The organism is Bacillus pumilus (assembly GCF_009937765.1).
GTDB lineage: Bacteria > Bacillota > Bacilli > Bacillales > Bacillaceae > Bacillus > Bacillus pumilus_O.
This window is the reverse complement of record NZ_CP047089.1, coordinates 2,425,348-2,450,159: the sequence shown is the minus strand read 5'-3', so window position 1 is coordinate 2,450,159 and position 24,812 is coordinate 2,425,348. Positions and strand designations below refer to the sequence as shown.

The following is a 24,812-nucleotide window of genomic DNA, read 5'->3' as shown; positions in this document are numbered from 1 at the left end:
TATCTTATATCTCTCAAATAAAAAAGCACTCTTGATCATAAGAGTGCTTTCTATGTAACTTTCAAATGTTTACAGCATGATTGTTCATCTTTCTCTTCAAACGTATTACACATAGCAATAAAAATCCCACTCCCTATTCGGAAGTGGAATTTCACTCTTTCTTTATTTATCACGCTTTTTCGATCCAAACAATCCAAATACGACGGCCAATGCAACAATAATCGCTACCCAAGTAGTAAAGCCCATGTGATCACCGCTTTTCTTTTTAAAATCATCTCATTTCTTCATTTTAGATAAAAATTTTAAAATCACTGTCTCTTATGTAAACGATTGAGAAGCGGCGAAGGTTTCAATTCATTATTATTTCTGACTAGATGAAGACAAAACAAAAACCCCTATATTTCAAGGGGTTTTTGCGGGTGTTACATCATTCCACCCATTCCACCCATGCCGCCCATATCTGGCATTCCGCCGCCTGAGCCGCCTTCTTCTGGTTTGTCAGCAACGACTGCTTCAGTTGTTAGAAGCATTGCTGCAACAGAAGCTGCGTTTTGAAGTGCAGAGCGAGTTACTTTTGTTGGGTCAACGATTCCTTTTTCGATCATGTTTACCCATTCGTTTGTTGCTGCGTTGAAGCCTACGCCAATTTCTTCGTTTTTCAAGCGCTCAACGATGACTGATCCTTCAAGACCTGCGTTGTGAGCGATTTGACGAATTGGCTCTTCAAGAGAACGTAGAACGATGTTCACACCTGTTTGAACGTCTCCATCTGCTTCGATTGAAGTGACTTTTTTGTATACATTTACAAGTGCTGTACCACCACCGGATACAATACCTTCTTCAACTGCTGCACGAGTTGAGTTGAGTGCATCCTCGATGCGTAGTTTACGCTCTTTTAGTTCTGTTTCAGTTGCAGCACCAACTTTGATGACAGCGACGCCACCAGCTAGTTTAGCAAGACGTTCTTGTAATTTTTCTTTATCGAATTCAGAAGTTGTTTCTTCAACTTGCGCACGGATTTGGTTCACACGTGCTGCGATTTGAGCAGAATCTCCTGAGCCTTCTACGATTGTTGTGTTTTCTTTTGTCACAACGACTTTAGAAGCGCGGCCAAGCTGACCGATTTCAGTTGATTTTAGGTCAAGTCCTAGGTCTTCTGTGATTAACTCTCCGCCAGTTAGAACAGAGATGTCCTCAAGCATAGCTTTACGACGATCACCGAATCCAGGTGCTTTTACTGCCACTGCGTTGAATGTTCCACGAAGTTTGTTCACAACAAGAGTTGCAAGTGCTTCGCCTTCTACATCTTCAGCAATGAGCAATAATGGTTTTCCTTGTTGTACAACTTGCTCAAGTACTGGAAGGATTTCTTGAATGTTTGTGATCTTTTTATCAGTGATTAAGATGTAAGGATTTTCAAGAACTGCTTCCATCTTATCAGAATCCGTCACCATGTATGGTGAAGCATATCCGCGGTCAAACTGCATTCCTTCAACCACTTCAAGCTCAGTTGTGAATCCTTTAGATTCTTCGATTGTGATCACGCCGTCGTTACCTACACGCTCCATTGCTTCAGCAATTAGGCTTCCAACTTCTTCATCTGCTGCAGAAATAGACGCAACTTGAGCAATTGATTCTTTGCCTTCGATTGGTTTAGAAATCTCGTGCAAGCCTTCAAGAGCTACTTTTACTGCTTCTTCGATCCCTTTACGAACGCCAACAGGGTTTGCACCAGCTGTTACGTTTTTAAGACCTTCACGGATCATCGCTTGAGCTAGAACTGTTGCAGTTGTTGTACCGTCACCAGCTACGTCGTTTGTTTTGCTTGCAACTTCAGCCACAAGTTTTGCACCCATGTTTTCAAATGCATCTTCTAATTCGATTTCTTTTGCAATCGTTACACCATCATTTGTGATAAGTGGAGAACCGAATTTTTTCTCTAGAACTACGTTACGTCCTTTAGGTCCTAAAGTGACTTTTACAGCATCTGCAAGTGCATCTACACCACGTAACATTGCGCGACGTGCTTCTTCACTGAACTTAATATCTTTTGCCATAATAACGAAACCTCCTCAGTCTTTTTAAAAATTTATTTCAAAGTTTTTTTATGTGATTAACCAATAACAGCTAAAATGTCGCTCTCACGAAGGATTAAATATTCTTTGCCTTCATATTTCACTTCAGTGCCTGCATATTTTGAGAAGATAATGCGGTCGCCTGTGTTTACTTCTAACGCAACGCGCTCACCACTTTCAAGTACACGACCTGAACCTGCTGCAACAATTTTACCTTCTTGCGGTTTTTCTTTTGCAGAATCCGGTAACACAATACCGCTAGCGGTTTTTTCCTCAGATTCAACGAGTTCAATGATTACGCGATCGCCTAATGGCTTTAACATAAGAAACAACCTCCTCAATTTTTATATGTAGTCTTTTTTTAGCACTCATCACCAGTGAGTGCTAACACATTTATTATAATAAAGAATGTCTTCTGCAATTTCAAGTAAAAACCTTTAAAAATTTTTACGCTTTCATGATCTTTTTTCAACTCAGATTCTTTCCTTTTCATCGAAAAAGAAGACTTGTGTTACAATAAATCTAGTTCTTTTAGTAAAGGGGTTTTCGTTACTTGAAAAAACAATATTGGTACATCATCTTAACGTATATATTGGTGCAGCTTTCTGCGATTCCTTATGTGTTCATCATGAAATGGTTAGGCTACATTCAGACACCGATGACACAAGCAGAGCTCTCTAAATTGTCAGGTACATGGACAATTATTAGTTTCTGTGTCGGATTAATCATTATTCTGCTCATTCTTCGGACTGTGCCAAAAGCTTCACTTCGAAATGAAGCACCGGCTTCAGTCGGCGCGGCAATCGTTTGGATCATTGTCGGTTTCTTTCTTTCGCTCTTTGCACAATCAATTGCGGGGGCGATTGAACAATATGCATTTGGCATTGGCAGAGAATCTGAAAATACTCAAAACATCTTATCCATTATGGATGCAGTTCCATGGCTTGTGATCGTCATCGCCCTGATTGGACCGATATTAGAGGAAATCATTTTTCGAAAAATCATCTTTGGTGTGGTTTATGAAAAAACGAATTTTTTCATTGGAGCACTTGTCAGTTCAGTGGTTTTCGCTGCTGTACACAATGATTTCCCACATATCTTGCTCTATACCGCAATGGGCTTTACCTTTGCCTTTTTATATGCGAAAACAAAACGAATCATTGTTCCAATCGGTGCTCATATGCTAATGAACTCGCTTGTCATTCTTGTGCAGATTGAGCCAGTAAGAAAAATGATTGAAGAACAATCTCAAACAATGCAAATGATTATTGGAGGCTTTTTCTCATGAGAAACCCTGTTGTATGGGGCATCATTTATTTTGCCGTAGGTGTGGCTTTCACCTATATGGCCATTCAAAATCCAGGTGACATGTGGTCATTTTACAGCATTTTGCTGATGGTGTTTGCGGCCTATAATATCAATATCGCGCTTAAAATGTTTGCCTTCTCTGTCAAACTCAAAAAACAGCAGCAAAAATAAATCAAAAACCATTTTCCGTACGTGGGAAATGGTTTTTTTATGGGGGGACACGTTTTCATGGAACAAGAAAAACTGAACATCTTAAATGAGCCAGAAGAGCAGATGAACATTCAATTACAAAAAGAAGAAGTCGCTGGACTTTACAGAGCAAAGCTAATGGATGCACAGCAGCTATTCACTAGAAAAATTGACAACATGAAGCTGGAGGGTTTTGAAATTGATAAAGCCGGAGAACGACGTAAGGAAAGCAAAATAGTCTGTGTAAAAGATTTTGTCCCGCATGAACCCGCCTATTATGAGCATCTATTCCAAGCAATCAATCAATTCCTGTCAAAATAGAAAAAACATCGTGACCCTTATTTGGATCACGATGTTTTTTATGAGACATCATCATTTTCTTTCTCCTCTGTCTCTGTTTGCTGCATTTTACGATAGGTCACTCTCGAAATGACAATACTCACTTCGTACAATACGAGCATCGGCAAAGTAACCATGAGGTGGGAAACGATCTCTGGCGGTGTAATCAGTGCGGCAATGACAAGGAGGACAAAATAGGCATACTTCCGTATTTTTGATAAAAACATCGGTGTGATGATGCCAAGTCTTGTGAGAAACATCAACACAACGGGCATCTGAAACAAAAAGCCAAATGGAAGTGTTAACTGCATCAGAAATGTAAAATACTCATGAATCCCAATGACTTGCTCTACATTTAAATCATTCGACATCCGTATCATAAAATCAACGACAAACGGAAACAAAATAAAATAAGAGAAAGCCACACCGCTTAAAAATAAAAGCAGTGCAATCGGAATATAAGCAAGTGTCACCTTTCTTTCTTTATCATATAAGCCAGGGCTCACAAACGCCCATAGCTGATACAAAATCACGGGACACGTCAAAACCAAAGCAATGACAAATGCGAACTGCATAAACACGTACAGAGGATCTGTGAGCTTAAACGCGTTCAGCGTCAGTGTTGCCGCTTCATCCGTATTTTGTAAATATACAATGACCGGCTTAGCGAGAAAAAAACCTGCCACCATAAAGGCAACAAAAAACATCGCAATGACCACTAAACGTTTTCGCAGTTCCACAATATGCTCCATAAGCGGCATATCTTTGACATTCATGAAGCTCATCCTATTCTACTGATCTTCTTTTTTCTTATTTTCTTCCTGATCATCAGCTAAACCCTTTGTGGCATTTTTGAATTCCCGTAATGTATCTCCTGCTGCTCTTCCTAATTGAGGAAGCTTTTTCGGCCCAAAAATAATGAGCGCAACAATCGCAATCAGAACCAAACTTCCAGGACCAATCGGACCCATTTGCTCCACCCCCTTTACCCCTTTTCGTCAATCCTCCTGTGTAATAGAGTAATGCTTTAAGAAATACACAAGAGACTGAAGTTCAACCGCCAAATCTATATGATGAATTCGAATGTGTTCCGGCACATTCAATCGGGCCGGCGTAAAATTAAGGATCCCTTTGATGCCAAGGGCAATCAAACGATCTGTAATGGGTTGAGCTGCTACGGCAGGTACTGTCAAAATGGCAACAGGTATATCTCCTACCTCTTGAACATGCTCTTCAAGCTTATCCAAATCATAGACAGGCACGCCGCCTATCTCACTACCTATTTTACTCTCATTGACGTCAAAAGCCATTGAAATTTTTGTATTATTATTTTTGATGAAATTATAGTGTAAAAAAGCAGTCCCTAAATTCCCGACACCGATGAGCATGACATTGGTCATTTCATCTTGGTCAAGTGTCTTTCTGAAGAAGGTCAAAAGGTAATCGACATTATAGCCATACCCCTTCTTCCCAAGTGCACCAAAGTACGAAAAATCTCGGCGAATGGTAGCAGAATCCACTTTGACTGCATCACTAAGCTCTGCCGATGAGACCCTTTGTTTTCCTGATGCATGCAGATTTTTTAAAAAACGGTAATATAGCGGCAAACGTTTGGCTGTCGCTTGTGGAATTTTTGACTGATCTATATTCATATAAGGTCCTCCAACTTAAATATCAGATGCTCTGTGAAAATCACCGTTTTTCCCGCCTGTCTTTTCAATTAAATAGGTAGGACCGATGATCATGCCTTTATCAATCGCTTTGCACATGTCGTAAACGGTCAGTGCACATACTGAAGCAGAGGTGAGCGCTTCCATCTCCACACCCGTACTTCCTTTTGTTTTCACCTGTACTTGTATGTTCAGAATGTGCGCATTTCCGTCTTCCTCCCAATCAAAGGAGATATCCACTCCTTTTAATGCAAGCGGATGACACATTGGAATAATGGTAGATGTTTGCTTTGCTGCCATAATGCCAGCAACCTGTGCAACAGACAGCACATCCCCTTTTCCAATTTCACGTTGCTCTATTTTATGAAACACTTCTTTTATCATACGAACACTTGAAGCAGCAACAGCGGTTCTCATAGTAGATGATTTGTCACTAATGTCGACCATCTTTGCTCTTCCTTGTTCGTTAAAGTGGCTAAATTGCCTCATCTTTTCAACGCTCCCTCACTCAAATGATACACTATTTTTTCCTATCTGTCTTTCATTTGAATATGGCGATTGTATGTAATATTTGCTGGTTTACTGCTGATAAGCTACACTTAACATATTATAGCAGAGGTGAAGTTACATGATGATTCTACAAGTGAATCAGCTGTCCAAATCGTTTGGTGCTGATACCGTTTTAACGAATATAAAATTGGAAGTGAAAGCAAGGGATCGGATTGCCATTGTAGGTCGTAACGGCGCAGGCAAATCCACCCTTTTGAAAATCATTGCCGGTCAATTGTCTTACGAACAAGGTGAGATCATCAAACCGAAAGACCTATCGATCGGCTATTTAGCACAGCATACCGATGTGACGTCTACACGTACGTTAAAAGACGAATTATTATCGGTTTTTGATCATTTAAAAAAAATGGAACAAGAGATGAGAACCATTGAAGAGAAAATGGCTTCTTCCACAGGTGCCGAGCTGGATTCCCTCATGAAAACCTACGACAGGCTACAGCAGGAATTTAAAGATCAAGGCGGCTATCAATACGAAGCAGATGTCCGCTCTATTCTTCATGGGCTCGGCTTTAGTCACTTTGAAGATGAGACAACCGTTCAATCCTTAAGTGGTGGTCAGAAAACCCGTCTAGCGCTTGGAAAGCTCTTATTAATGAAACCACAACTCTTAATTCTGGACGAGCCGACCAACCATTTAGATATTGATACCTTATCATGGCTGGAGCAGTATTTGCAAAATTATACAGGCGCTATTCTGATCGTGTCCCATGATCGATACTTCTTAGACAAAGTGGTGAACCATGTATATGAAGTTTCAAGAACGGCTATGAAAAAGTTTGCAGGCAACTATAGTAAGTATCTTGATCTGAAAGCTGAGCAACTAGAGCGTGATATGAAGCTTTACGAAAAGCAGCAAGAAGAAATCTCAAAGCTTCAAGATTTCGTAGATCGCAATCTAGCAAGAGCCTCGACCACAAAGCGCGCCCAGAGCAGACGCAAACAGCTGGAACGGATGGATCGTTTAGATAAGCCATTAGGTGATGAAAAATCCGCAAACTTTCATTTTGATATTACGAGACAAAGCGGCAATGACGTGCTGAAGGTACATGATCTCGACATTCGTTATGATGAAAAAATACCGCTTCTATCCTCTCTTTCATTTCAGATCAAACGCGAGGATAGCGTGGCACTCATTGGTCCTAATGGGATCGGGAAATCAACCCTTTTAAAAACGTTAACGAACACATTAAAGCCTGCAAAAGGCGACATCACCTTTGGATCTCATGTCACCATTGGCTACTATGACCAAGAACAAGCCAAACTGACATCCTCCAAAAAAGTGCTCAATGAGCTTTGGGATGACTATCCTCACATGAATGAAAAAGACATTCGGACATGTTTAGGGAACTTCCTCTTTTCCGGTGACGACGTCTTAAAGCCCGTTCATGCATTAAGCGGTGGAGAAAAAGCGCGCCTTGCCCTGGCAAAGCTGATGCTCCAAAAAGCCAATTTCCTGATACTTGATGAACCTACGAACCATTTGGACTTAGATAGTAAGGAAATTTTAGAAAATGCGCTCATTGATTATCCGGGAACTATCTTATTTGTCTCGCATGACCGTTATTTTATCAACCGCCTAGCAACGAAAGTATTCGAGCTGTCACCTACAGAAACAAGAGAGTATCTCGGTGACTATGACTACTATCTTGAAAAGAAAGATGAACAATTAGAGCTTGAGGCGATTCAAGAAAATGAGGCGCTTAAAAAACAAGCAGCAAAGCCAGTTGAAACAGCAAAGCTTTCTTATGCAGAAGAAAAAGAACTAAAAAAGAAAGAAAGACAAAAGCAGCGTAGAATCGAGGAAATTGAAGAACGGATTGCTATCATTGAAGCGAAGCTTGGTGACAATGAAGAGCTTCTATGTGATCCTGCTATTTTTCAAGATCACGAGAAGGTCCAAAACATTCAAATAGAAAATGATACATTTCATCAAGAGCTCGAATCCCTTTTCGCAGAGTGGGAAGAGCTATCCGAATCTTAATGGGCGCCCTAATGGGTGCTCTTTTTTCCTTTAGTGGAGATTTCTTATCCACATTAGTATCCACAATAAGTTCTTTATTATTCTTTTGAAAAATAGACTTATCCACTTTGTCCACAGATATTTAATCACATATCCACATAAAAGATCATATTTATGCACATCCCCATCATTTTATAACGAAATTTTCTAACAATTGTGGATATACCCGGATTGCTTGTGAATAAATCGCTTTCATTAAAAATGAAAAAAACCTGTGTATCCACAGGCGTTTTCATTCATATGAGACAAGTGGTAAGCCCGGCTGGCCATTCATCGCCATATCGCCTCTTATTCCTCTCTCAAACGCAATGGTTCCAGCAGCAGCGATCATGGCTGCATTGTCTGTGCAAAGAGATAACGGAGGAACAATGACCTTTACGTCAGGAAGCTTTGTGAATGCTGTTGTTAAGGCTTCTCTCAGACCTTTATTGGCAGCGACGCCACCAGCTAGGACAACCTGCTTGACGCCATAGGCCTCTGCCGCTTTTAATGTTTTTCCAACAAGTACTTCAATGACACTTGCTTGAAAACTTGCTGCCAAATTCTCTGGAGCAATTATTTCATCTTTTTGAGAGGCATTGTGTAGTGTGTTAATAACAGCTGATTTTAATCCACTAAAGCTAAAGTGATAAGAGCCTTCTTCAAGCCATGCTCGTGGAAGCTTAATCGTTGGCTCTCCTTCATGTGCTAACCGATCAATATGAGGTCCGCCTGGATACGGAAGACCCATCGTCCGGGCCACTTTATCGTAAGCTTCTCCAGCCGCATCATCTAATGTTTCTCCGATCACCTCAAATGATCCGTGCTCTTTCATTAGTACAAGTTCAGTATGTCCTCCAGAAACAACAAGAGCCAAGCATGGAAACTGTAATTCATCTACAAGTTGATTTGCATAAATATGCCCTGCAATATGATGTACACCAACAAGAGGAATTTGATGGGCAAAGCTCAGTGCCTTGGCTGCATTGACACCAATCAGAAGGGCGCCAACTAAGCCTGGTCCTTCTGTGACAGCAATGGCATCTAAATCTTGAAAGCTCATATTGGCCTGTGTCATCACTTCTTCTAACACGATAGTAACTTGCTCCACATGATGCCTTGAAGCGATTTCTGGGACAACACCGCCAAATCGTTTATGGCTTTCTATTTGCGACGCGACTACATTCGCTACAATTTCTTTCCCATTTTTCACAATAGATGCAGCTGTTTCGTCACAGCTTGTCTCTATACCTAATATGAATCGATCTGTTTGTTCACTCATTTATATTCACCCACATGACCAATGCATCTTCCCCATTATCCGTATAATAATTCTTTCGAATAGAAGCTGGTCTGAAACCAAGCTTTTCATAAAGGGATTGTGCAGGTGTATTTGAAACCCGCACCTCTAAAGAAAGATGATCTGTCTTTTTTTCTTTACAAAATTCCATGACATATCGCAGCAATGCTTCCCCGTAACCCTTTCCTCTATGCTCAGGGAGAATTGCAATGTTCGTAATTTGTGCATCGTCCATGACGATCCAGACCCCGCAATACCCAACAGGTTGCTCATCTTCTTCAATGAGAAAATAATGGCTGTACTGGTTATGAAGAATCTCATAGACAAATGATTCTTTTTTCCAAGGGGCAGTAAACGAATGCACTTCAATCGTATACACCTCTGGAATGTCCGCTACCGTCATTTTTCGAATCTCTGTTATGTTGAGATTATTTTTGTCCTTCAAGCCATTTCACTTCCGCTTCTGCCATACGAATATAGTTAGGTACAAGCTGATGGACATCCTCTGCAGGACGATCTGTCCCTAAAAAGGCAAGCATTGAAGGTCTTGGGTTATGAAAAGCTCCCTCTGCGATCACAGCCGTTTCTCCTAAAATGGAGCGAATGCTCTCTTCATGAAGATGCACATCCTGTCCAAGAAATAGGACAGGCTTTCCTGTCTTTTTCAGCTCATGAAGCCAATCCGTGAGCAAGATATTTTGGTCTTGTTTGATCTCTTGGATTTTTCCATCTTCAAACATATATAGCCCAGTATAAACTTGTCCTCTTCTCGCATCAAATAGTGGTGAGATCCATCCATCAAAGTATTGACCATTTGCCGCAAGTGTTTCCAAACTCGAAACAGCCGATATCGGGATAGACAGCGTCCATGCGAGTGTTTTTGCAATGGTCACACCGATTCGAACGCCAGTGTAGGAACCAGGTCCTTTTGCTACAACAATTTTACTTAGTTCACTTGGCGCTACACCACATTCTTTCATCAATGCCTCAACAGTCGGCATCGCTCGGACGGAATGGTTCTTTTTTAAATACGTAATACTTTCACCAATCACTATGGAATCTTTGACAAGGGCAATTCCTAGTGTATGGTTTGACGTATCAATTGCCAGTATGGTCAAATTCTTTCATCTCCTTACAAAGGGTCTCATAGCGTTCCCCTTTTGCACTAAACGTAAGATGACGTTCTTCTTCACGTTCTGTTCTTAGCATTTCTATTTTCAAATAGGAGGAAGGTAATTGAGGTCCAATGAGATGTGCCCACTCAACCAAGCATACACCTTCGCCCTCAAAATATTCTTCAAGACCGATATCTTCTTCCGCATCTTCCATGCGGTACACATCCATATGATAAAGTGGCAGTCTGCCATCGGTATATTCTTTAATAATCGTAAAGGTAGGGCTGTTGACGATACGGGTAATCCCTAAGCCTTCTGCAAAGCCTTTTGAAAAAGTCGTTTTGCCTGCGCCTAAATCCCCTTCTAATGTCAAAACATCGCTCGGCATCACAAGTTTGGCCAAAGCAGCGGCAATTCGTTTCGTCTCATCCGCACCTTTTGTCGTCCACATTAATTTCACAGTGGGTGTCACCTCATTTCTTAAAATGATTATATCCTTTTTTCATTAACATTGTTTGCTGTTCATTGTCTTTTAATAGAACGCTTGCTGCCTGATCACCTTTGACTTGTCCAATGCGTTTGACTTGAATGTCTTTTTTTCTACATTGCATTTCAAAGCTATCCCAATCAGCCTGTGGAATTGTACCAGTTAATACAAAGTCTTCCCCACCAAATAACACCCATTCCAGCCAGTCTTTACGCAGGACTGGTAAATCTGGATGTATGGGGAGCTTATTTGCATCTATCTCTATCGTCACATGACTCGCTTCGGCTATCTCATTCAGCTCACTCGCTAATCCATCACTCACATCATTCAAGGAGACCCTTGAGTAACTTGAGCAAATGAGACCAGCAGCAATGTGAGGCTGAGGTTTTTTATGACGCTCAAGAAAAAAGGCTGTGTCGACTGCCTTGGGAGAGTCTAATTCGTTCATTAAAAGTGATAAGCCCGCAGCTGATGAACCAAGCTCACCTGTGACAAAGACGATGTCTCCTGTCTGAGCACTGTGACGATAACAAGCTTTCCCTTTTGATACCTCGCCAATGACTGTCACTGTAATGATAAAGTCACTGTGAGTGGCAACCGTATCTCCACCAATCAAATCCATTTGATAAGTATCAGCCAATGCTTTCATTCCCTCGTAAAGAGCTGACACGACCGTCTCATCACCATGAGGCGGGATAGCAATTGATACAAGATAATACTTTGGAGTTCCTCCCATTGCGGCGATATCACTGACATTGACCGCTAGTGCTTTAAAGCCAATCTCAAAAGGTGTGGAAAAATCAAAGCGAAAATGAACATGTTCCACCATTGTATCAACACAAACGACCTCTTCACAATGTGAATGAGGTTGATAAACACTTGCATCATCACCGATGCCCATAACCAAAGAACGCTGATGTGTTTCTGTTGGTGTAATTCGGCGAATAAGATCAAATTCATCCATAAAAAGACAGCCCCTTCATGCAATCAATTGATTGAGTAGACACGATGTCAGACATCATTAATATAGTGTAAGCCACTATGAGTTTCAGTTCCAATGAAAAATGATATAAAGAAAGCCTGGTATGAAAAAACCAGGCTGGGTTGAAGTGATCTATCTTTTCTTTTTACATAACATGTAGCCAAAGACAAAACCATTCAATATATCTTGGATACGTATAAAAAGAAAAAGACATAAAAAAAAACGAAACTATACGTTTTCGTTTACAAGTCATAAAAATGGCGGTCCGGACGGGACTCGAACCCGCGACCTCCTGCGTGACAGGCAGGCATTCTAACCAACTGAACTACCGGACCAATTTGGTTGCGGGGGCAGGATTTGAACCTGCGACCTTCGGGTTATGAGCCCGACGAGCTACCGAACTGCTCCACCCCGCGACGATATAAATATAAATAACAAGCTTGGCGGCGTCCTACTCTCACAGGGGGAGACCCCCAACTACCATCGGCGCTGAAGAGCTTAACTTCCGTGTTCGGTATGGGAACGGGTGTGACCTTTTCGCTATCGCCACCAAACCTGATGGAGAGAATGTTCTCTCAAAACTAGATAACAATGTTCAAACTTCACAATAGAATATAGGTTAAGTCCTCGATCTATTAGTATCTGTCAGCTCCACGTGTCACCTAAAGCCACTACTTCTAATTGATTTCTTCTTTCTTCTTCACGTTTCGATAACATGTTTATCCCCCACAGATTATTGTTATTACCCTTATTATACAAAAAAGCTTGTAGACTTTGTCTACAAGCTGACCTCATGCATTTGCATGAGGTTTATATTGATTTTCATAGGTCGATCAGACGGACAGAAAGTATATCGTGTACTTCGGTTAATTCTTTGACAATTTCGTCCTCAAGATGCTTGTCGAAAGAAAGCATCATGATGGCTTCGCCGCCTTTTTCTTTACGTCCTACTTGCATTGTCGCAATGTTGACATCATGGTCGCCTAAAATTTGTCCAACCTTTCCAATTACACCAGGTGCATCAGTATGCTGGATGTAGACAAGGTGTCCATCTGGATAAAAATCAATATTAAATCCATTAATGGAAACAACGCGTTCTCCTAAATGCGGGATGTAGGTTGCTTTAAGAGTAAAGGTTGAAAGATCGCCTTTGACTTCAATAGAAATGCTGTTTTCGTAACCAGATTCGCTGGAAGAAATCTTTTCACTAAAGCTAATGCCGCGTTCTTTTGCCACCATTCCAGCATTGACTTCATTTACAGTCGAATCAACACGCTCTTTTAAAAAGCCTGACAGAAGACTTTTTGTAATAAAGGATGTTTCGAGTTTTGAAATAGAGCCTTCGTAAGAGATGCCTACTTCTTTTACTGGTTCTCTCATTGATTGAGAGACAAGACGTCCGAGTTTTCCTGCAAACTGATGATAAGGTTGAATTTTTTTGAACTCGTCTTTTGTCATCGCTGGTAGGTTAATAGATGACATCACAGGGAGTCCTTTTGCAAATTGAAGTACTTCTTCAGATACTTGTGCCGCTACATTTAATTGTGCTTCCTTCGTCGATGCGCCAAGGTGCGGAGTTGCAATGACAAGCGGATGGTCTACAAGCGGATTATCAGTAGGAGGTTCTACTTCAAATACATCGAGTGCAGCTCCTGCAACATGACCGCTTTCAAGCGCTTCAAGAAGGTCACGCTCATCAATGATACCACCGCGTGCACAGTTCACTAGGCGAACGCCTTTTTTCGTTTTTGCAATTGTTTCTTTATTAAGAAGTCCTCTTGTTTCTTTTGTTAATGGGGTATGTACAGTGATAATATCTGATACTTCGAGTACTTCATCAAGTGATTTGGCATTGACGCCGATTTTTTCTGCACGTTCCTTTGTCAGAAAAGGATCAAATACGTTGACTGTCATGCCAAATGCTCTTGCGCGTTGGGCGATTTCGCTTCCGATTCTACCAAGTCCAACAATCCCAAGAGATTTTCCATAAAGCTCGGCACCAACATATGCACCTCTGTTCCATTCTTTTGATTTTACAGAAATGTTGGCTTGTGGAATATGACGCATAAGCGAAGAGATCATCGCAAATGTATGCTCAGCTGTAGAGATCGTATTACCGTTTGGTGCATTGATCACAATGACACCATGCTTGGTGGCTTCATCGATATCAATATTGTCTACTCCCACACCAGCACGGCCGACAATTTTTAATGAAGTCATCTTTTCATAAAGCTCTTTGGTCACTTTCGTCGCACTTCTGACAAGTAAGGCATCAAATGTGTGTAATTCATCTTCTGCTTCTGTTACATTTTTTTGGACAATTTCAACAAAATCTGATTCTAAAAGTGGTAAAAGACCGTCATTGCTCATCTTATCTGAGACTAAAACTCGAAACATCGTAAGATTTCCTCCTAAAATAAACGTCATAAATATCTGATAATTTACCATATTCCTTTTCACTGTGTCAATCAAATTAAAGCAGTAAAGCGAAAAAGAAAACACGAACATTTCTTAGTGTCTTTATAAAGAATGGACACCTTTAAACAAAAGATAACCAATTTTTTCGCATTTGTCATTATAATTTTTAAGTTTTTTACGATTTTTTAAAACTGATGAAATTGCTCAGGATTTTTATCTGTACAAATGCTCATATATCATATATAATGATGTCGAATTGAATAATGATCAATCTTCGGGGCAGGGTGCAATTCCCTACCGGCGGTGATGAGCATAGTCTCTAAGCCCGCGAGCCTTTTTTGGCAGGATTCGGTGTGATTCCGAAGCCGACAGTATAGTCTGGATGGGAGAAGATGGAGGTTCGTAAACGTTGAAAACTGAGTTTTTCACACGTTTATTTGTCTAGCCTAAATTCCCCGCTCCTGTTTTCATGAGCGGTTTTTTTGTGGCTGAAATTGAACAATCCTCTTTTCGTTAGATTTGATCGAAAAGGAGAGAGAATATTGAATCAAAGTAAAGTAAAACGTTTAGTTGTCACCAGTATGCTTAGCAGTATTTCATTTGTGTTAATTTTATTGGATTTTCCTTTCCCAGGGCTTCCAGCGTATTTGAAAATTGATTTCAGCGATATCCCAGCGATTATTGCGATTTTAATTTATGGACCAGGTGCAGGAATCGCCGTTGAGGCATTAAAAAATGTTCTGCATTATCTCATTCAAGGCAGTATGTCCGGCGTTCCAGTTGGGCAAGTCGCGAACTTCATTGCAGGCACACTATTCATCTTACCAGTCGCCTTCATGTTCAAAAAAATTAAATCAGCAAAAGGAATGGCTTGGTCAATGATCATGGGTACATTACTTATGACTGTGATGATGAGCATTTTAAATTACTTCTTATTCCTGCCAGCTTACACATGGTTTTTAAACGCACCAGAACTATCAGATCATGCGCTCAAGACGACCATTACAGCGGGGATTTTACCTTTTAACTTTATTAAAGGAATCATCATTACCATCGTATTTAGCTTCATTTTTGTGAAAATGCGTCCATGGTTTGAAAATAAACGCCGACTTCAAAATAGTTAATATAAAAAAAGCCCCTGCATAAGGGGCTTTTATACTATTCATGCTTAAGTGGGTCTCCCTCGAAAGATTCGTCCGCAACTTTGATTGAGTCAGTTGGACATCCTTCAAATGCATCAAGCATATCTTCTTCAAGTACTTCTGGAACTTCTACAGTCCCTTGGTTGTCGTCAAGCGTAACAAATGCAATGCCTTCATCATCATAATCATAAATGTCTGGAGCAGCTGCACCGCATGCGCCGCAAGCAATACATGTGTCTTTGTCTACAATTGTATATTTTGCCATGTTAAAAAAATACCTCCCAAATAGTTCGATGGAACACATGGTTTAACCTTTTTAGTTTCACCGATAAAAAACAATTTCCTCAAACCTTATTGTAATGATTTTAAATTCACATTTCAACTGTAAAGTGAATGAGAATGCTTATCACATAAGGGTTTGTTCATAACTTTCCCCCATAAATTGAGTTTAAACATTTCTTATTGTATGAAATCTGTTAAAATAAAGGGAGAAAATATTCGAATTTTGTCAGGAAGACAGGTGCTTTGATGAATGACTCTTCATTATTTGGATGTCATGTTAATGGACAGCGTATATAAATTGAACGGTGAACGCTCCATTAGTGCTGTCTACCATCTTTTTAAAGGAAAAAAATCATCACAAACCATACAGGATGCCAGCTTGTTTGAGCTTTCCAGGTACTTCGGCTGTTACCCGGGGTTTACGAGAGACCAGCTGAATCGCTCTGCTTTAAAACTTGAAGAAAAGCACTACATTAGAAAAAACGATGAGACACTCAGCATCACTGAAGCAGGGCAGCGAATGCTACACCAGCATTTTTCTGAAAAACCGATGCCTACTTATTTTCATGGTGCCAAATATCATGATAAAGCAAAGATGCTATGGATGAGGCTTTCTTTACTTGTACAAGTGCTTTCTCACCATATGGCTGGATCACATCAATATGTTCCGATACAAAGAGATGTCTCAGTTCAAAGCTGGACGAAATCTTTTTTGAAACAGCATCAGCAGAAGAGCAAGCTTTCAAAAGATCTGCATCATGAACTAGAAAAACTTCTGATGAACCTAAGTGAGCAAGAGGCAGTGATTTTTGTTTACTCATTGACCTCAAATGAACGAATCGGGCGTACGTATCAGCAAATGGCGGAGTGGATGAAAGAAGATGTGTGGTATGTGTACCTGCTTTTTTGGAATGTACTCCATTATTTTATTCAATCTGCCCAAAAAGGTGAGGCACCGATTTTGCAGCAACTCATAGGTGACCTTGAATTTAAACGCGTGTTAACAACTTCTACTCAAAAAACACTGGAGCTTGTCCAAAAAGGATTTGATATTGAACAAATTGCTCACATTCGTTCATTAAAAAAGGCAACGATTGAAGATCATATTGTAGAGCTGTCGATACATGAGCCAAGCTTTTCAATAGAGCCATATGTGAGTATAGAAGAGCAGCAGGCAATTCTTGCTGTAGCTAAAGAGCTGCAAACAAATAAAATGAAGCTGATTAAAGAAAAACTCGAGCATCCATTTACTTATTTTCAAATAAGATTGGCACTGACAAGGATGGTGAAAGCAAATGGATAAGCTTCATCAGACGCTCATGCGATACTTTGGCCATGGCACATTTAAATCAGGTCAAGAGGACATTATTCGAAGTGTGCTGCATCAAAAAGACACGGTTGCCATGCTGCCTACTGGTGGAGGCAAGTCACTTTGCTATCAAATTCCCGGTTATATGACAGACGGGTTAGTTCTGATCATTTCGCCGCTTTTATCGCTAATGGAGGACCAAGTCGAACGAATGAAAATGCGCGGGGAAAAACGAGTGGCGGCACTTAACAGCACATTGACTTTTCAGGAAAGGCGACATATCATTCGGCATTTGCCATCATATAAATTTCTATTTGTCGCACCTGAGGCATTGATGTCAGAAATGCTCTTAGAACAGCTCAAATCGATGCGTATTGGTCTGTTTGTCGTCGATGAAGCGCATTGTATATCAGAATGGGGGCATGATTTCCGTCCTGAATATTCGAAGCTTGGAGAATGGAGAGAAGCGTTAGGTCATCCTGTGGCTTTAGCTCTTACAGCTACAGCAACAAAACAAACGCTAAAAGATACTGTGCAAACGCTAAGATTACAGCAGCCAGACTTTCATATTCATTCCGTCAATCGCCCGAACATTGCCTTAGTCAAAGAAGTACACGAAACGAAAGAAGCAAAAGAGAAACGGGCCATTGAGCTTGTAGATTTCCTGCAAGGACCAGGCATTATTTATTGCCCGACCCGGCAAATGACAGAAGAACTTGCTCTCTATATGAAACAAAAAACCAATCAGCGTGTTGAGTTTTATCATGGCGGAATGGATGCGGGAGACCGTATGCTTATTCAGCAGCAATTTATTAGTGATCAGCTTGATCTCATTTGCTGTACGAGTGCTTTTGGCATGGGAATTGATAAAGCAAATATTCGATTTGTCATTCATATGAGCCCACCGCAATCGATTGAAGCATTTATGCAAGAGATTGGAAGAGCGGGAAGGGATGGAAAAAACAGTGTGAGCATTCTTTTATATACAGAAGAGGATGCAGAAATTCAGCAACACTTGATCCAAGCAGATGGATTTGACGATCCAGAAATTGATTTCTACCTAGCACAACTGACACAAATGCAGATAAATGATGAAAAAAAATTACGTGAACGATTAATGGAAACAGGCCTTCAGGAGACACGTGCAAGAATGCTGACGCATTATTACATGATGCATGAGTCCGAGCAGCGCCCGGCAATCCTTAAGAATCTAAAAGAAAAATTACAGGACAGACAAACAGAAAAGCTGAGAAAGGTGTGGCAATTTAAAGAGCGGATCATGGATCATAACTGCTTTAGACAATCTCTGTTATCATACTTTCACGAACAGATTGATCAAACAGAGCGCGCGTCCTCTGATGATTGCTGCTCTTCTTGCGGACTGAACCTGTCTGATTATGAAAAAAAAGAACAATCATTGGAGCTGAATGAAATGAAACACTGGAAGACTGTGCTGGATCGTATGTTTCATCTGACAAAAGAGGCGCAGCATTGATAGAACAACATCGCCGAATCATTGAAAAATTAACCGATCGACAAGTCGTAGAACAGCTGTATTTCACGCAGTTGCTTATGCTTATCGTTTCTTTTTTACTAGGCATATTTATGTTCAATCAATGGACAGATTTTACATCCCTTTGGCAGATTCATGATATGCGCATTCTGACTCATGGAATTGGCGGTGCTTTGCTCGTCATTATTGTGGATGCGATTGTCATGAAGGTGTTTCCCGCTCATATGTATGATGATGGCGGTTTAAATGAAAAGATGTTCAAAAACCGAAGCATCCCGCATATTGTTTGGTTAACACTTCTCATTGCCTTTTCAGAGGAAATACTATTTCGCGGAATTGTTCAACAACAATTTGGGCTAGAGATTGCCAGCATCGTGTTTGCGCTTCTTCACTTTCGCTATTTATCAAAAATACTCTTGTTTATCCTCGTGGTTTCCATTAGTATTTTTTTAGGACTTTTATACGAGTGGACGGGAAATCTATTTGTTCCTGTTATGACACATTTTGTCATTGACTTAGTCTTTGCTTGTCAAATTCGTTTGAAATATAAGGGGAGGGATGAACATGGAAGAAATGTCGAGAATGCAGAGAAAGAAGGAGCAACTCACCAACAACCATGACGACAATGTAGAGGAAATTCTTGAAGAAAAAGTACAACCTTCTGATGACTCTCACTTTCCTACACGAGAAGACTTTCATGAATATAAGAAACAGCGTACGAAAAAAGTGCGCAATCCTTTGTTTACGACATTGGCTATTATCTTTCCTATTATCGTCATCACTGTTTTCTTTCTATTGATCTACTACACATCACAGGAAATAAACCATAATAATCAAGATGTATATAATATCGATTCTACATCAAGTGCCGACACGGACCCAGTTCCGTCAGCACTAGCCGATACAAAAAAAGACGCAAACGCTGATAAAGCGGATGCGTCTGACGAAGAGAAGAAAAAGAAAGATGAAGAAAAAGAAAAGCAGCAGTCAAAAGAAAAAGCAGAGCAGAAGAAAAAAGAAAAAGCTGCTAAAGAGAAACAAGAGCGTGAAAAAGCCGCAGCTGCGAAAAAGCGGGAACAGCAGCAGCTAGCTCTCCAAAAACAGCAAGAAGAGAAAAAACGAAAAGAAGCCGAGGAGAAAAAGAAGCAGGAAGAAAAGCCAGTTCGTGTCGTGCAGCACACAGTTGGTCCAGAGGAAAACCTGTATCGAATTTCGATGAAATATTACAAAAGCCGATCGGGTGAAGAGAAAATAAAAGCGTACAATCACTTAAATGGGAACAGTGTATACAGTGGTCAAGTTCTCAACATACCATTGGAAAACTAATTACCTGACATGAACGAAGGAAAATGCACATACATATGTAGAAAAAAGGGACAGGGTGTATGTGATGACTTTGCACGCAATCAGCCGCTATATGGATCAGCCGACACAGAAAATGATGGAAACGTTGATCAAAAGAAAGCTTAAATATGAGGGCTTTGCCAAACAGTGCAAAAGGTGGCAATGGACAGCCCTTTTGTCACTGGCAATTCTTTTGTTTTATTTTGTGATAACGGCAAATAAAGGAGGCTCTCTTCAGCCAGAAGCAATGATTGCAACACTGCTCGGTCATGAGGTCTTTCTATTTTGGATCATGGCTGAGGTGTTTGCTTTTTATGCTTCTTATTATTATAAGAAAAAAGAAGAAAAGGCTGAGGATGAATATCATCGCCTCAGATGTGAGATTATACAAAAAAGCACAGACTTATGGCCGCAATCAGATCAGTGGAAAGAGCGTGAAGCGGTTTTTCACTATATGCACCAGCAATATGACATTAATCTCTATTATGAAAGTAAATAAATGCGTAAAAAGACGTTTTAATAGTTGAAACGTCTTTTTTCATTCAAGCGTCTTATGAACGACACATATGCAAGGGAGCCATTTATGATGAAATATGCCATCGGATTTACCGCCGCCATTGCGGCTGTTACAACAGGTGTGTGTGTAACGGCAAAAATGGTGAAAACGGCAAAACAAAACAACATCAAAAAGCATTACTTTACAATAGAAGCACTTCAATCAGATCGACCAGCAGTGATTTTCTTTATTTCTGATACACACCGCCGGCTCATTCATGACTCATTATTAGCCGAGGTCACACAAGAAAAACCGGATGTCATTATGATAGGCGGGGACTTAGCAGAAAAAGGTGTACCCTACGCCAGAATAGAAGAAAATGTAAAACGTTTATCAAGAATTGCGCCCGTTTATTTTGTTTGGGGAAATAATGATCACGAGCTGCACCAGCAAAAGTTTAAAGGAATTCTTCATGCTTTCGATGTGACGACTCTGCAAAATGAAACGGCTGTGTGGGATTTCGAAGGCCAGCCAATCAAAATTGGAGGTATTGATGATATTCGGCTTGAAAAGGCGGATTATGAAGCGATACGACCTGAGTTCGTGAAAGGTGACGTAAATATTCTCTTATCACACAACCCAGATGTACATCATTTAATGAGTGAAGATGAGGGGGTCAACCTTGTTTTGAGCGGTCATACGCATGGAGGTCAGATCCGAATTGGGAAATTTGGTCCGTATGAAAAAGGAAGAACAGGTCAGGTCAAAGGCGCATTTTTTCTCATTAGTAATGGTTATGGGACAACGAAGATTCCAATGCGTCTCGGGGCTGAGCCAGAAACCCATTTGATCTATTTAATGCCTGTCAAAAAGCGATAACTGGATGCGCCTTCAATATTTTCCATAAAAGTCACCGTAAGCATAGCTTCATGCTTGTCTTCCGACTTGACACAGTGTAAACTGAATACAAAATTAAGAACCTATGACTCATCATCTCATATACTACAGTATGATGTGTGTTTAGAAGAGGCAGGAGGGAACGTTATGCGACTGGAGCGTCTGAATTATAATAAAATCAAAATTTTTCTCACACTAGATGACCTGACAGACCGGGGTCTTACGAAAGAAGACCTTTGGAAAGATTCGTTCAAAGTCCATCAGCTGTTTAAAGACATGATGAACGAAGCGAATCAGGAGCTCGGTTTTGAAGCGAGTGGACCGATTGCTGTTGAAGTATTTTCACTTCAGGCGCAGGGGATGGTCGTCATTGTCACAAAGAGTCAGCAAGATGATGCTGATGATGATGAGTTTGATGAAGATTACATTGAGATGCAAGTCAAACTCGACGAGAGTCATCATGTGCTCTATCAATTTGCCTCATTTGAAGATGTGATTCAACTGTCCCATAGTTTAAATCGTATTGGACTTTTAGGGGGTACAGTTTACCATTATGAAGGACAATATTTTCTCAGCCTTGATGATTTTGAAGAACTATCAGCTGATACCGTCATTTCCATTTTAGCGGAGTTCGGTTCTCCTACGACATTAACGATTCATCGGTTAAAAGAATACGGAAAAGTGATCATGCAAGATGATGCAGTGAAAACGATTCAAATGTATTTTTAATCACTTTTTTCTATTATATTTAATACTGTTGTGATGAAACAACAGTATTTTTTTATATCCTTTTTATATTTATAAACGCTGATATTTTATTTTGATAAAAAACGTTTTTTACCTTTGCTTTACCAGTACGAAGGTGTATACTATTGCTTGAAAGGGAGCAGTAGATCATGAAAGATTTCTAGGGGGTTTATTTTAATGGCAGCCGATCAAAACGCCGCTCATAACGCAGAAGATAAGCTAGATGTTTTAAAGTCAACTCAAACCGTCATACATAAAGCGCTAGACAAATTAGGTTATCCGCAAGAAGTGTATGAATTGCTGAAGGAGCCAATTCGTCTATTAACTGTGAAAATTCCAGTACGGATGGATGATGGATCAGTGAAGATTTTTACTGGTTACCGCGCGCAGCACAATGATGCTGTCGGACCGACAAAAGGCGGTATTCGTTTCCACCCGAACGTTACTGAAAAAGAAGTAAAAGCGCTTTCAATTTGGATGAGTTTAAAATGTGGTATTGTGGATCTTCCTTATGGCGGAGGAAAAGGCGGTATTATCTGTGATCCAAGAGAAATGTCATTTAGAGAGCTTGAAAAACTAAGCCGTGGCTATGTTCGCGCAATCAGTCAAATCGTTGGTCCAACGAAAGATGTACCAGCACCAGATGTGTTTACAAACTCTCAAATTATGGCATGGATGATGGACGAATATTCTAGAATGGATGAATTTAACTCGCCAGGATTTATTACAGGAAAACCAATTGTTCTTGGAGGATCACACGGACGTGATACTGCAACAGCAAAAGGTGTGACGATCTGCATCAAAGAAGCGGCGAAGAAAAAAGGAATTGACATAAGCGGCGCACGTGTTGTCGTACAGGGATTCGGAAATGCAGGAAGCTACTTGGCTAAATTCATGTATGATGCTGGAGCGAAAATCGTAGGAATTTCAGATGCTTACGGCGGGTTATACGATGAGGATGGTCTTGATATTGACTACTTGCTTGACCGACGTGACAGCTTTGGAACCGTGACTAAATTATTTAACGATACCATCACAAACCAAGAACTGCTTGAGCTCGATTGTGATATCTTAGTACCTGCAGCCATTGAGAACCAAATCACTGAAGATAACGCGGCAAACATTAAAGCTAAAATTGTCGTGGAAGCAGCGAATGGCCCAACGACACTTGAAGGAACAAAAATTCTTTCAGATCGTGGAGTACTGCTTGTCCCAGACGTACTTGCGAGTGCGGGTGGTGTAACGGTTTCTTACTTTGAATGGGTGCAGAATAACCAAGGGTTCTACTGGACTGAAGAGGAAGTCGAAACTCGTTTAGAAGATATGATGGTGAAATCATTTAATAATATTTATGAAATGGCGCAAAATCGCCGTATCGATATGCGTCTTGCTGCATACATGGTCGGCGTACGTAAAATGGCTGAAGCTTCTCGTTTCAGAGGCTGGATTTAAGCGGCTCATTTGCATCGCGCCTTAAAATCTCCTATCCTTAAATAGGAGATTTTTTTATTGAATGAACAACTCATGAAACAGCTAGCAATTGTTATTGCATTGAAACGACAGGAGTGGAACAAATGAAACAAGAAAAAGCGATCATAATAGGAGGCGGCCCATGCGGACTATCAGCTGCCATCGCATTCAAGCAAATCGGCATTGATGCACTTGTCATTGAAAAGGGGAATGTCGTCAATAGTATTTATCATTACCCAACACATCAAACCTTTTTTAGTTCAAGTGAAAAGCTTGAGATTGGTGATGTCGCTTTTATTACTGAAAATCGCAAGCCCGTACGTATCCAGGCACTTTCTTATTATCGAGAAGTAGTCAGACGAAAAAGCCTGCGTGTACATGCCTTTGAAAAAGTGAACGCTGTGACGAAAAAAGACGGTCATTTTACCGTGAGCACATCAAAAGACGATTATGTATGTGATTATGTCGTGATTGCGACGGGCTACTATGATCATCCAAACTATATGAATGTCAAAGGGGAAGACCTTCCACATGTGTATCATTATTTTAAAGAAGGACACCCATACTTTGATAAAGATGTAACGGTGATCGGTGGGAAAAACTCAAGTGTCGATGCTGCGCTAGAACTTGTGAAATGCGGAAGTAGAGTCACTGTACTGTATCGAGGCACTGAATATTCATCTAGCATCAAACCTTGGATTTTGCCAGAGTTTGAAGCACTTGTGCGGAATGGAACGATACGAATGGAGTTTGGAGCGCAGGTGCAGGAAATCACAGAAGAAGAAGTGATTTTTACAAATCAGCAAGAGCAAACAGAGCGAGTGAAAAGTGATTATGTTTTTGCCATGACAGGCTATCATCCAGATCATTCTTTCTTAGAAAAAATGGGAGTGACAATTGATCAAGAATCAGGCCGTCCAGCATTTGATGAACAGACGATGGAGACAAATGTAGAAGGTATTTTCATTGCAGGAGTCATTGCAGCTGGAAATAATGCCAATGAAATTTTCATTGAAAATGGGAGATTTCATGGTGGGCTTATTGCAGAAGAAATCAACAACAGAATGAACGGATAAAAAAAGAACTGGATCCTTTTAAGGGATTCAGTTCTTTTGCTATAAAATGGGATTATATAGAAAGTAATTTTCATAAAAATGGGC

Annotated in this window: 27 protein-coding genes, 2 tRNA genes, 1 rRNA gene and 1 riboswitch; of the genes, 14 read left to right on the top strand and 16 right to left on the bottom strand. The window is 40.4% G+C overall.

All coding sequences use genetic code 11. The features are described 5' to 3' along the window. Nucleotides 1-422: 422 nt before the first annotated feature. Both groL and groES read right to left on the bottom strand, forming a co-directional pair. Entirely contained in the window at nt 423-2,057 is a 1,635-nt protein-coding gene (gene groL / locus GPS65_RS12160) for a chaperonin GroEL (RefSeq protein ID WP_144474380.1), read from the bottom strand. Between the two features lie 56 nt (nt 2,058-2,113). Beyond that, nucleotides 2,114-2,398, bottom strand: coding sequence for a co-chaperone GroES (groES, locus tag GPS65_RS12155; RefSeq protein WP_003214120.1), 285 nt, complete (start codon nt 2,396-2,398; stop codon nt 2,114-2,116). Between the two features lie 230 nt (nt 2,399-2,628). On the opposite strand from groES, the gene GPS65_RS12150 reads away from it, so the two are divergent. From GPS65_RS12150 to GPS65_RS12140, 3 genes are read left to right on the top strand one after another with little or no spacing between them, the layout of a single operon-like run. Then, nucleotides 2,629-3,363: a CPBP family intramembrane glutamic endopeptidase gene (locus tag GPS65_RS12150; protein WP_144456895.1), complete on the top strand. Its 735-nt coding sequence runs from the start codon at nt 2,629-2,631 to the stop codon at nt 3,361-3,363. Continuing rightward, entirely contained in the window at nt 3,360-3,554 is a 195-nt protein-coding gene (locus GPS65_RS12145; RefSeq protein WP_003213897.1) for a YdiK family protein, read from the top strand. Before GPS65_RS12150 ends, GPS65_RS12145 begins: the two co-directional genes overlap by 4 nt. Before the next feature lie 57 nt (nt 3,555-3,611). After that, complete coding sequence (locus tag GPS65_RS12140; RefSeq protein ID WP_238389095.1) at nt 3,612-3,893, top strand: hypothetical protein; 282 nt, start codon at nt 3,612-3,614, stop codon at nt 3,891-3,893. Between the two features lie 38 nt (nt 3,894-3,931). On the opposite strand, the gene tatC is transcribed toward GPS65_RS12140, so the two are convergent. From tatC to moaC, 4 genes are read right to left on the bottom strand one after another with little or no spacing between them, the layout of a single operon-like run. Beyond that, nucleotides 3,932-4,696, bottom strand: a complete 765-nt coding sequence (gene tatC, locus GPS65_RS12135) for a twin-arginine translocase subunit TatC (protein WP_238389094.1) — start codon at nt 4,694-4,696, stop codon at nt 3,932-3,934. 6 nt (nt 4,697-4,702) lie between these two features. Next, complete coding sequence (locus GPS65_RS12130) at nt 4,703-4,882, bottom strand: twin-arginine translocase TatA/TatE family subunit (protein WP_012009077.1); 180 nt, start codon at nt 4,880-4,882, stop codon at nt 4,703-4,705. Between the two features lie 27 nt (nt 4,883-4,909). After that, complete coding sequence (locus tag GPS65_RS12125; protein WP_012009076.1) at nt 4,910-5,563, bottom strand: redox-sensing transcriptional repressor Rex; 654 nt, start codon at nt 5,561-5,563, stop codon at nt 4,910-4,912. A gap of 15 nt (nt 5,564-5,578) precedes the next feature. Further along, nucleotides 5,579-6,070: a cyclic pyranopterin monophosphate synthase MoaC gene (gene moaC, locus GPS65_RS12120; protein WP_144459956.1), complete on the bottom strand. Its 492-nt coding sequence runs from the start codon at nt 6,068-6,070 to the stop codon at nt 5,579-5,581. A gap of 139 nt (nt 6,071-6,209) precedes the next feature. Here moaC and GPS65_RS12115 point away from each other — a divergent pair, with 139 nt between their 5' ends. Next, nucleotides 6,210-8,132 carry an ABC-F family ATP-binding cassette domain-containing protein gene (locus GPS65_RS12115; protein WP_144459957.1) on the top strand — a complete coding sequence of 641 codons (1,923 nt, stop codon included), beginning with the start codon at nt 6,210-6,212 and terminating at the stop codon, nt 8,130-8,132. A 271-nt stretch (nt 8,133-8,403) separates the two neighbouring features. Here GPS65_RS12115 and tsaD read toward each other — a convergent pair whose 3' ends face one another. The 9 genes from tsaD to serA form a co-directional block, all read right to left on the bottom strand. Then, the gene (tsaD, locus tag GPS65_RS12110; RefSeq protein ID WP_012009073.1) at nt 8,404-9,432 is read right to left on the bottom strand and encodes a tRNA (adenosine(37)-N6)-threonylcarbamoyltransferase complex transferase subunit TsaD; all 1,029 of its coding nucleotides are present in this window, start codon (nt 9,430-9,432) and stop codon (nt 8,404-8,406) included. After that, nucleotides 9,425-9,853, bottom strand: coding sequence for a ribosomal protein S18-alanine N-acetyltransferase (gene rimI, locus GPS65_RS12105; RefSeq protein ID WP_003214231.1), 429 nt, complete (start codon nt 9,851-9,853; stop codon nt 9,425-9,427). The genes tsaD and rimI overlap by 8 nt, the downstream gene beginning before the upstream one ends. 25 nt (nt 9,854-9,878) lie before the next feature. Next, a complete protein-coding gene (gene tsaB / locus GPS65_RS12100; protein ID WP_012009071.1) occupies nt 9,879-10,568 on the bottom strand; it encodes a tRNA (adenosine(37)-N6)-threonylcarbamoyltransferase complex dimerization subunit type 1 TsaB in 690 nt (229 codons plus the stop codon). Next, nucleotides 10,549-11,016, bottom strand: a complete 468-nt coding sequence (gene tsaE / locus GPS65_RS12095; RefSeq protein WP_012009070.1) for a tRNA (adenosine(37)-N6)-threonylcarbamoyltransferase complex ATPase subunit type 1 TsaE — start codon at nt 11,014-11,016, stop codon at nt 10,549-10,551. The genes tsaB and tsaE overlap by 20 nt, the downstream gene beginning before the upstream one ends. Before the next feature lie 22 nt (nt 11,017-11,038). Then, entirely contained in the window at nt 11,039-12,016 is a 978-nt protein-coding gene (thiL, locus tag GPS65_RS12090; protein WP_012009069.1) for a thiamine-phosphate kinase, read from the bottom strand. Between the two features lie 276 nt (nt 12,017-12,292). After that, a tRNA-Asp gene (locus tag GPS65_RS12085) sits at nt 12,293-12,369 on the bottom strand. Between the two features lie 4 nt (nt 12,370-12,373). After that, a tRNA-Met gene (locus GPS65_RS12080) sits at nt 12,374-12,450 on the bottom strand. A 22-nt stretch (nt 12,451-12,472) separates the two neighbouring features. Continuing rightward, nucleotides 12,473-12,588 (bottom strand): 5S ribosomal RNA (gene rrf / locus GPS65_RS12075). A 268-nt stretch (nt 12,589-12,856) separates the two neighbouring features. Continuing rightward, the gene (gene serA, locus GPS65_RS12070; protein ID WP_012010415.1) at nt 12,857-14,431 is read right to left on the bottom strand and encodes a phosphoglycerate dehydrogenase; all 1,575 of its coding nucleotides are present in this window, start codon (nt 14,429-14,431) and stop codon (nt 12,857-12,859) included. Nucleotides 14,432-14,718: 287 nt separating this feature from the next. Further along, nucleotides 14,719-14,850, top strand: a riboswitch (FMN riboswitch). Nucleotides 14,851-14,994: 144 nt separating this feature from the next. On the opposite strand from serA, the gene GPS65_RS12065 reads away from it, so the two are divergent. Beyond that, nucleotides 14,995-15,576, top strand: coding sequence for a riboflavin transporter FmnP (locus GPS65_RS12065; RefSeq protein WP_012010414.1), 582 nt, complete (start codon nt 14,995-14,997; stop codon nt 15,574-15,576). A gap of 34 nt (nt 15,577-15,610) precedes the next feature. Here GPS65_RS12065 and GPS65_RS12060 read toward each other — a convergent pair whose 3' ends face one another. Continuing rightward, nucleotides 15,611-15,859 (bottom strand): ferredoxin, encoded by a 249-nt coding sequence (locus tag GPS65_RS12060; RefSeq protein ID WP_003215700.1) that lies wholly within the window; start codon nt 15,857-15,859, stop codon nt 15,611-15,613. Between the two features lie 267 nt (nt 15,860-16,126). Between GPS65_RS12060 and GPS65_RS12055 the strand changes: the two genes are divergently transcribed. The 9 genes from GPS65_RS12055 to GPS65_RS12015 all read left to right on the top strand — a co-directional run bounded on the left by GPS65_RS12055 (nt 16,127) and on the right by GPS65_RS12015 (nt 24,728). After that, entirely contained in the window at nt 16,127-17,179 is a 1,053-nt protein-coding gene (locus GPS65_RS12055; protein ID WP_119125057.1) for a YpbB family protein, read from the top strand. Then, a complete protein-coding gene (locus GPS65_RS12050) occupies nt 17,172-18,680 on the top strand; it encodes a RecQ family ATP-dependent DNA helicase (protein ID WP_012010412.1) in 1,509 nt (502 codons plus the stop codon). The genes GPS65_RS12055 and GPS65_RS12050 overlap by 8 nt, the downstream gene beginning before the upstream one ends. Then, entirely contained in the window at nt 18,677-19,318 is a 642-nt protein-coding gene (locus GPS65_RS12045) for a CPBP family intramembrane glutamic endopeptidase (protein ID WP_012010411.1), read from the top strand. Before GPS65_RS12050 ends, GPS65_RS12045 begins: the two co-directional genes overlap by 4 nt. Further along, nucleotides 19,263-20,024 carry a LysM peptidoglycan-binding domain-containing protein gene (locus GPS65_RS12040; RefSeq protein WP_012010410.1) on the top strand — a complete coding sequence of 254 codons (762 nt, stop codon included), beginning with the start codon at nt 19,263-19,265 and terminating at the stop codon, nt 20,022-20,024. Before GPS65_RS12045 ends, GPS65_RS12040 begins: the two co-directional genes overlap by 56 nt. A gap of 64 nt (nt 20,025-20,088) precedes the next feature. Next, complete coding sequence (locus GPS65_RS12035; protein WP_144457965.1) at nt 20,089-20,541, top strand: DUF2663 family protein; 453 nt, start codon at nt 20,089-20,091, stop codon at nt 20,539-20,541. 87 nt (nt 20,542-20,628) lie between these two features. After that, nucleotides 20,629-21,417, top strand: a complete 789-nt coding sequence (locus GPS65_RS12030; protein ID WP_161985427.1) for a metallophosphoesterase — start codon at nt 20,629-20,631, stop codon at nt 21,415-21,417. Nucleotides 21,418-21,582: 165 nt separating this feature from the next. Then, nucleotides 21,583-22,164: a genetic competence negative regulator gene (locus GPS65_RS12025; protein WP_012010407.1), complete on the top strand. Its 582-nt coding sequence runs from the start codon at nt 21,583-21,585 to the stop codon at nt 22,162-22,164. Between the two features lie 195 nt (nt 22,165-22,359). Further along, nucleotides 22,360-23,634, top strand: a complete 1,275-nt coding sequence (locus GPS65_RS12020; protein WP_012010406.1) for a Glu/Leu/Phe/Val family dehydrogenase — start codon at nt 22,360-22,362, stop codon at nt 23,632-23,634. Between the two features lie 122 nt (nt 23,635-23,756). After that, a complete protein-coding gene (locus GPS65_RS12015; protein WP_012010405.1) occupies nt 23,757-24,728 on the top strand; it encodes a YpdA family putative bacillithiol disulfide reductase in 972 nt (323 codons plus the stop codon). The last annotated feature ends 84 nt before the right edge of the window (nt 24,729-24,812 follow it).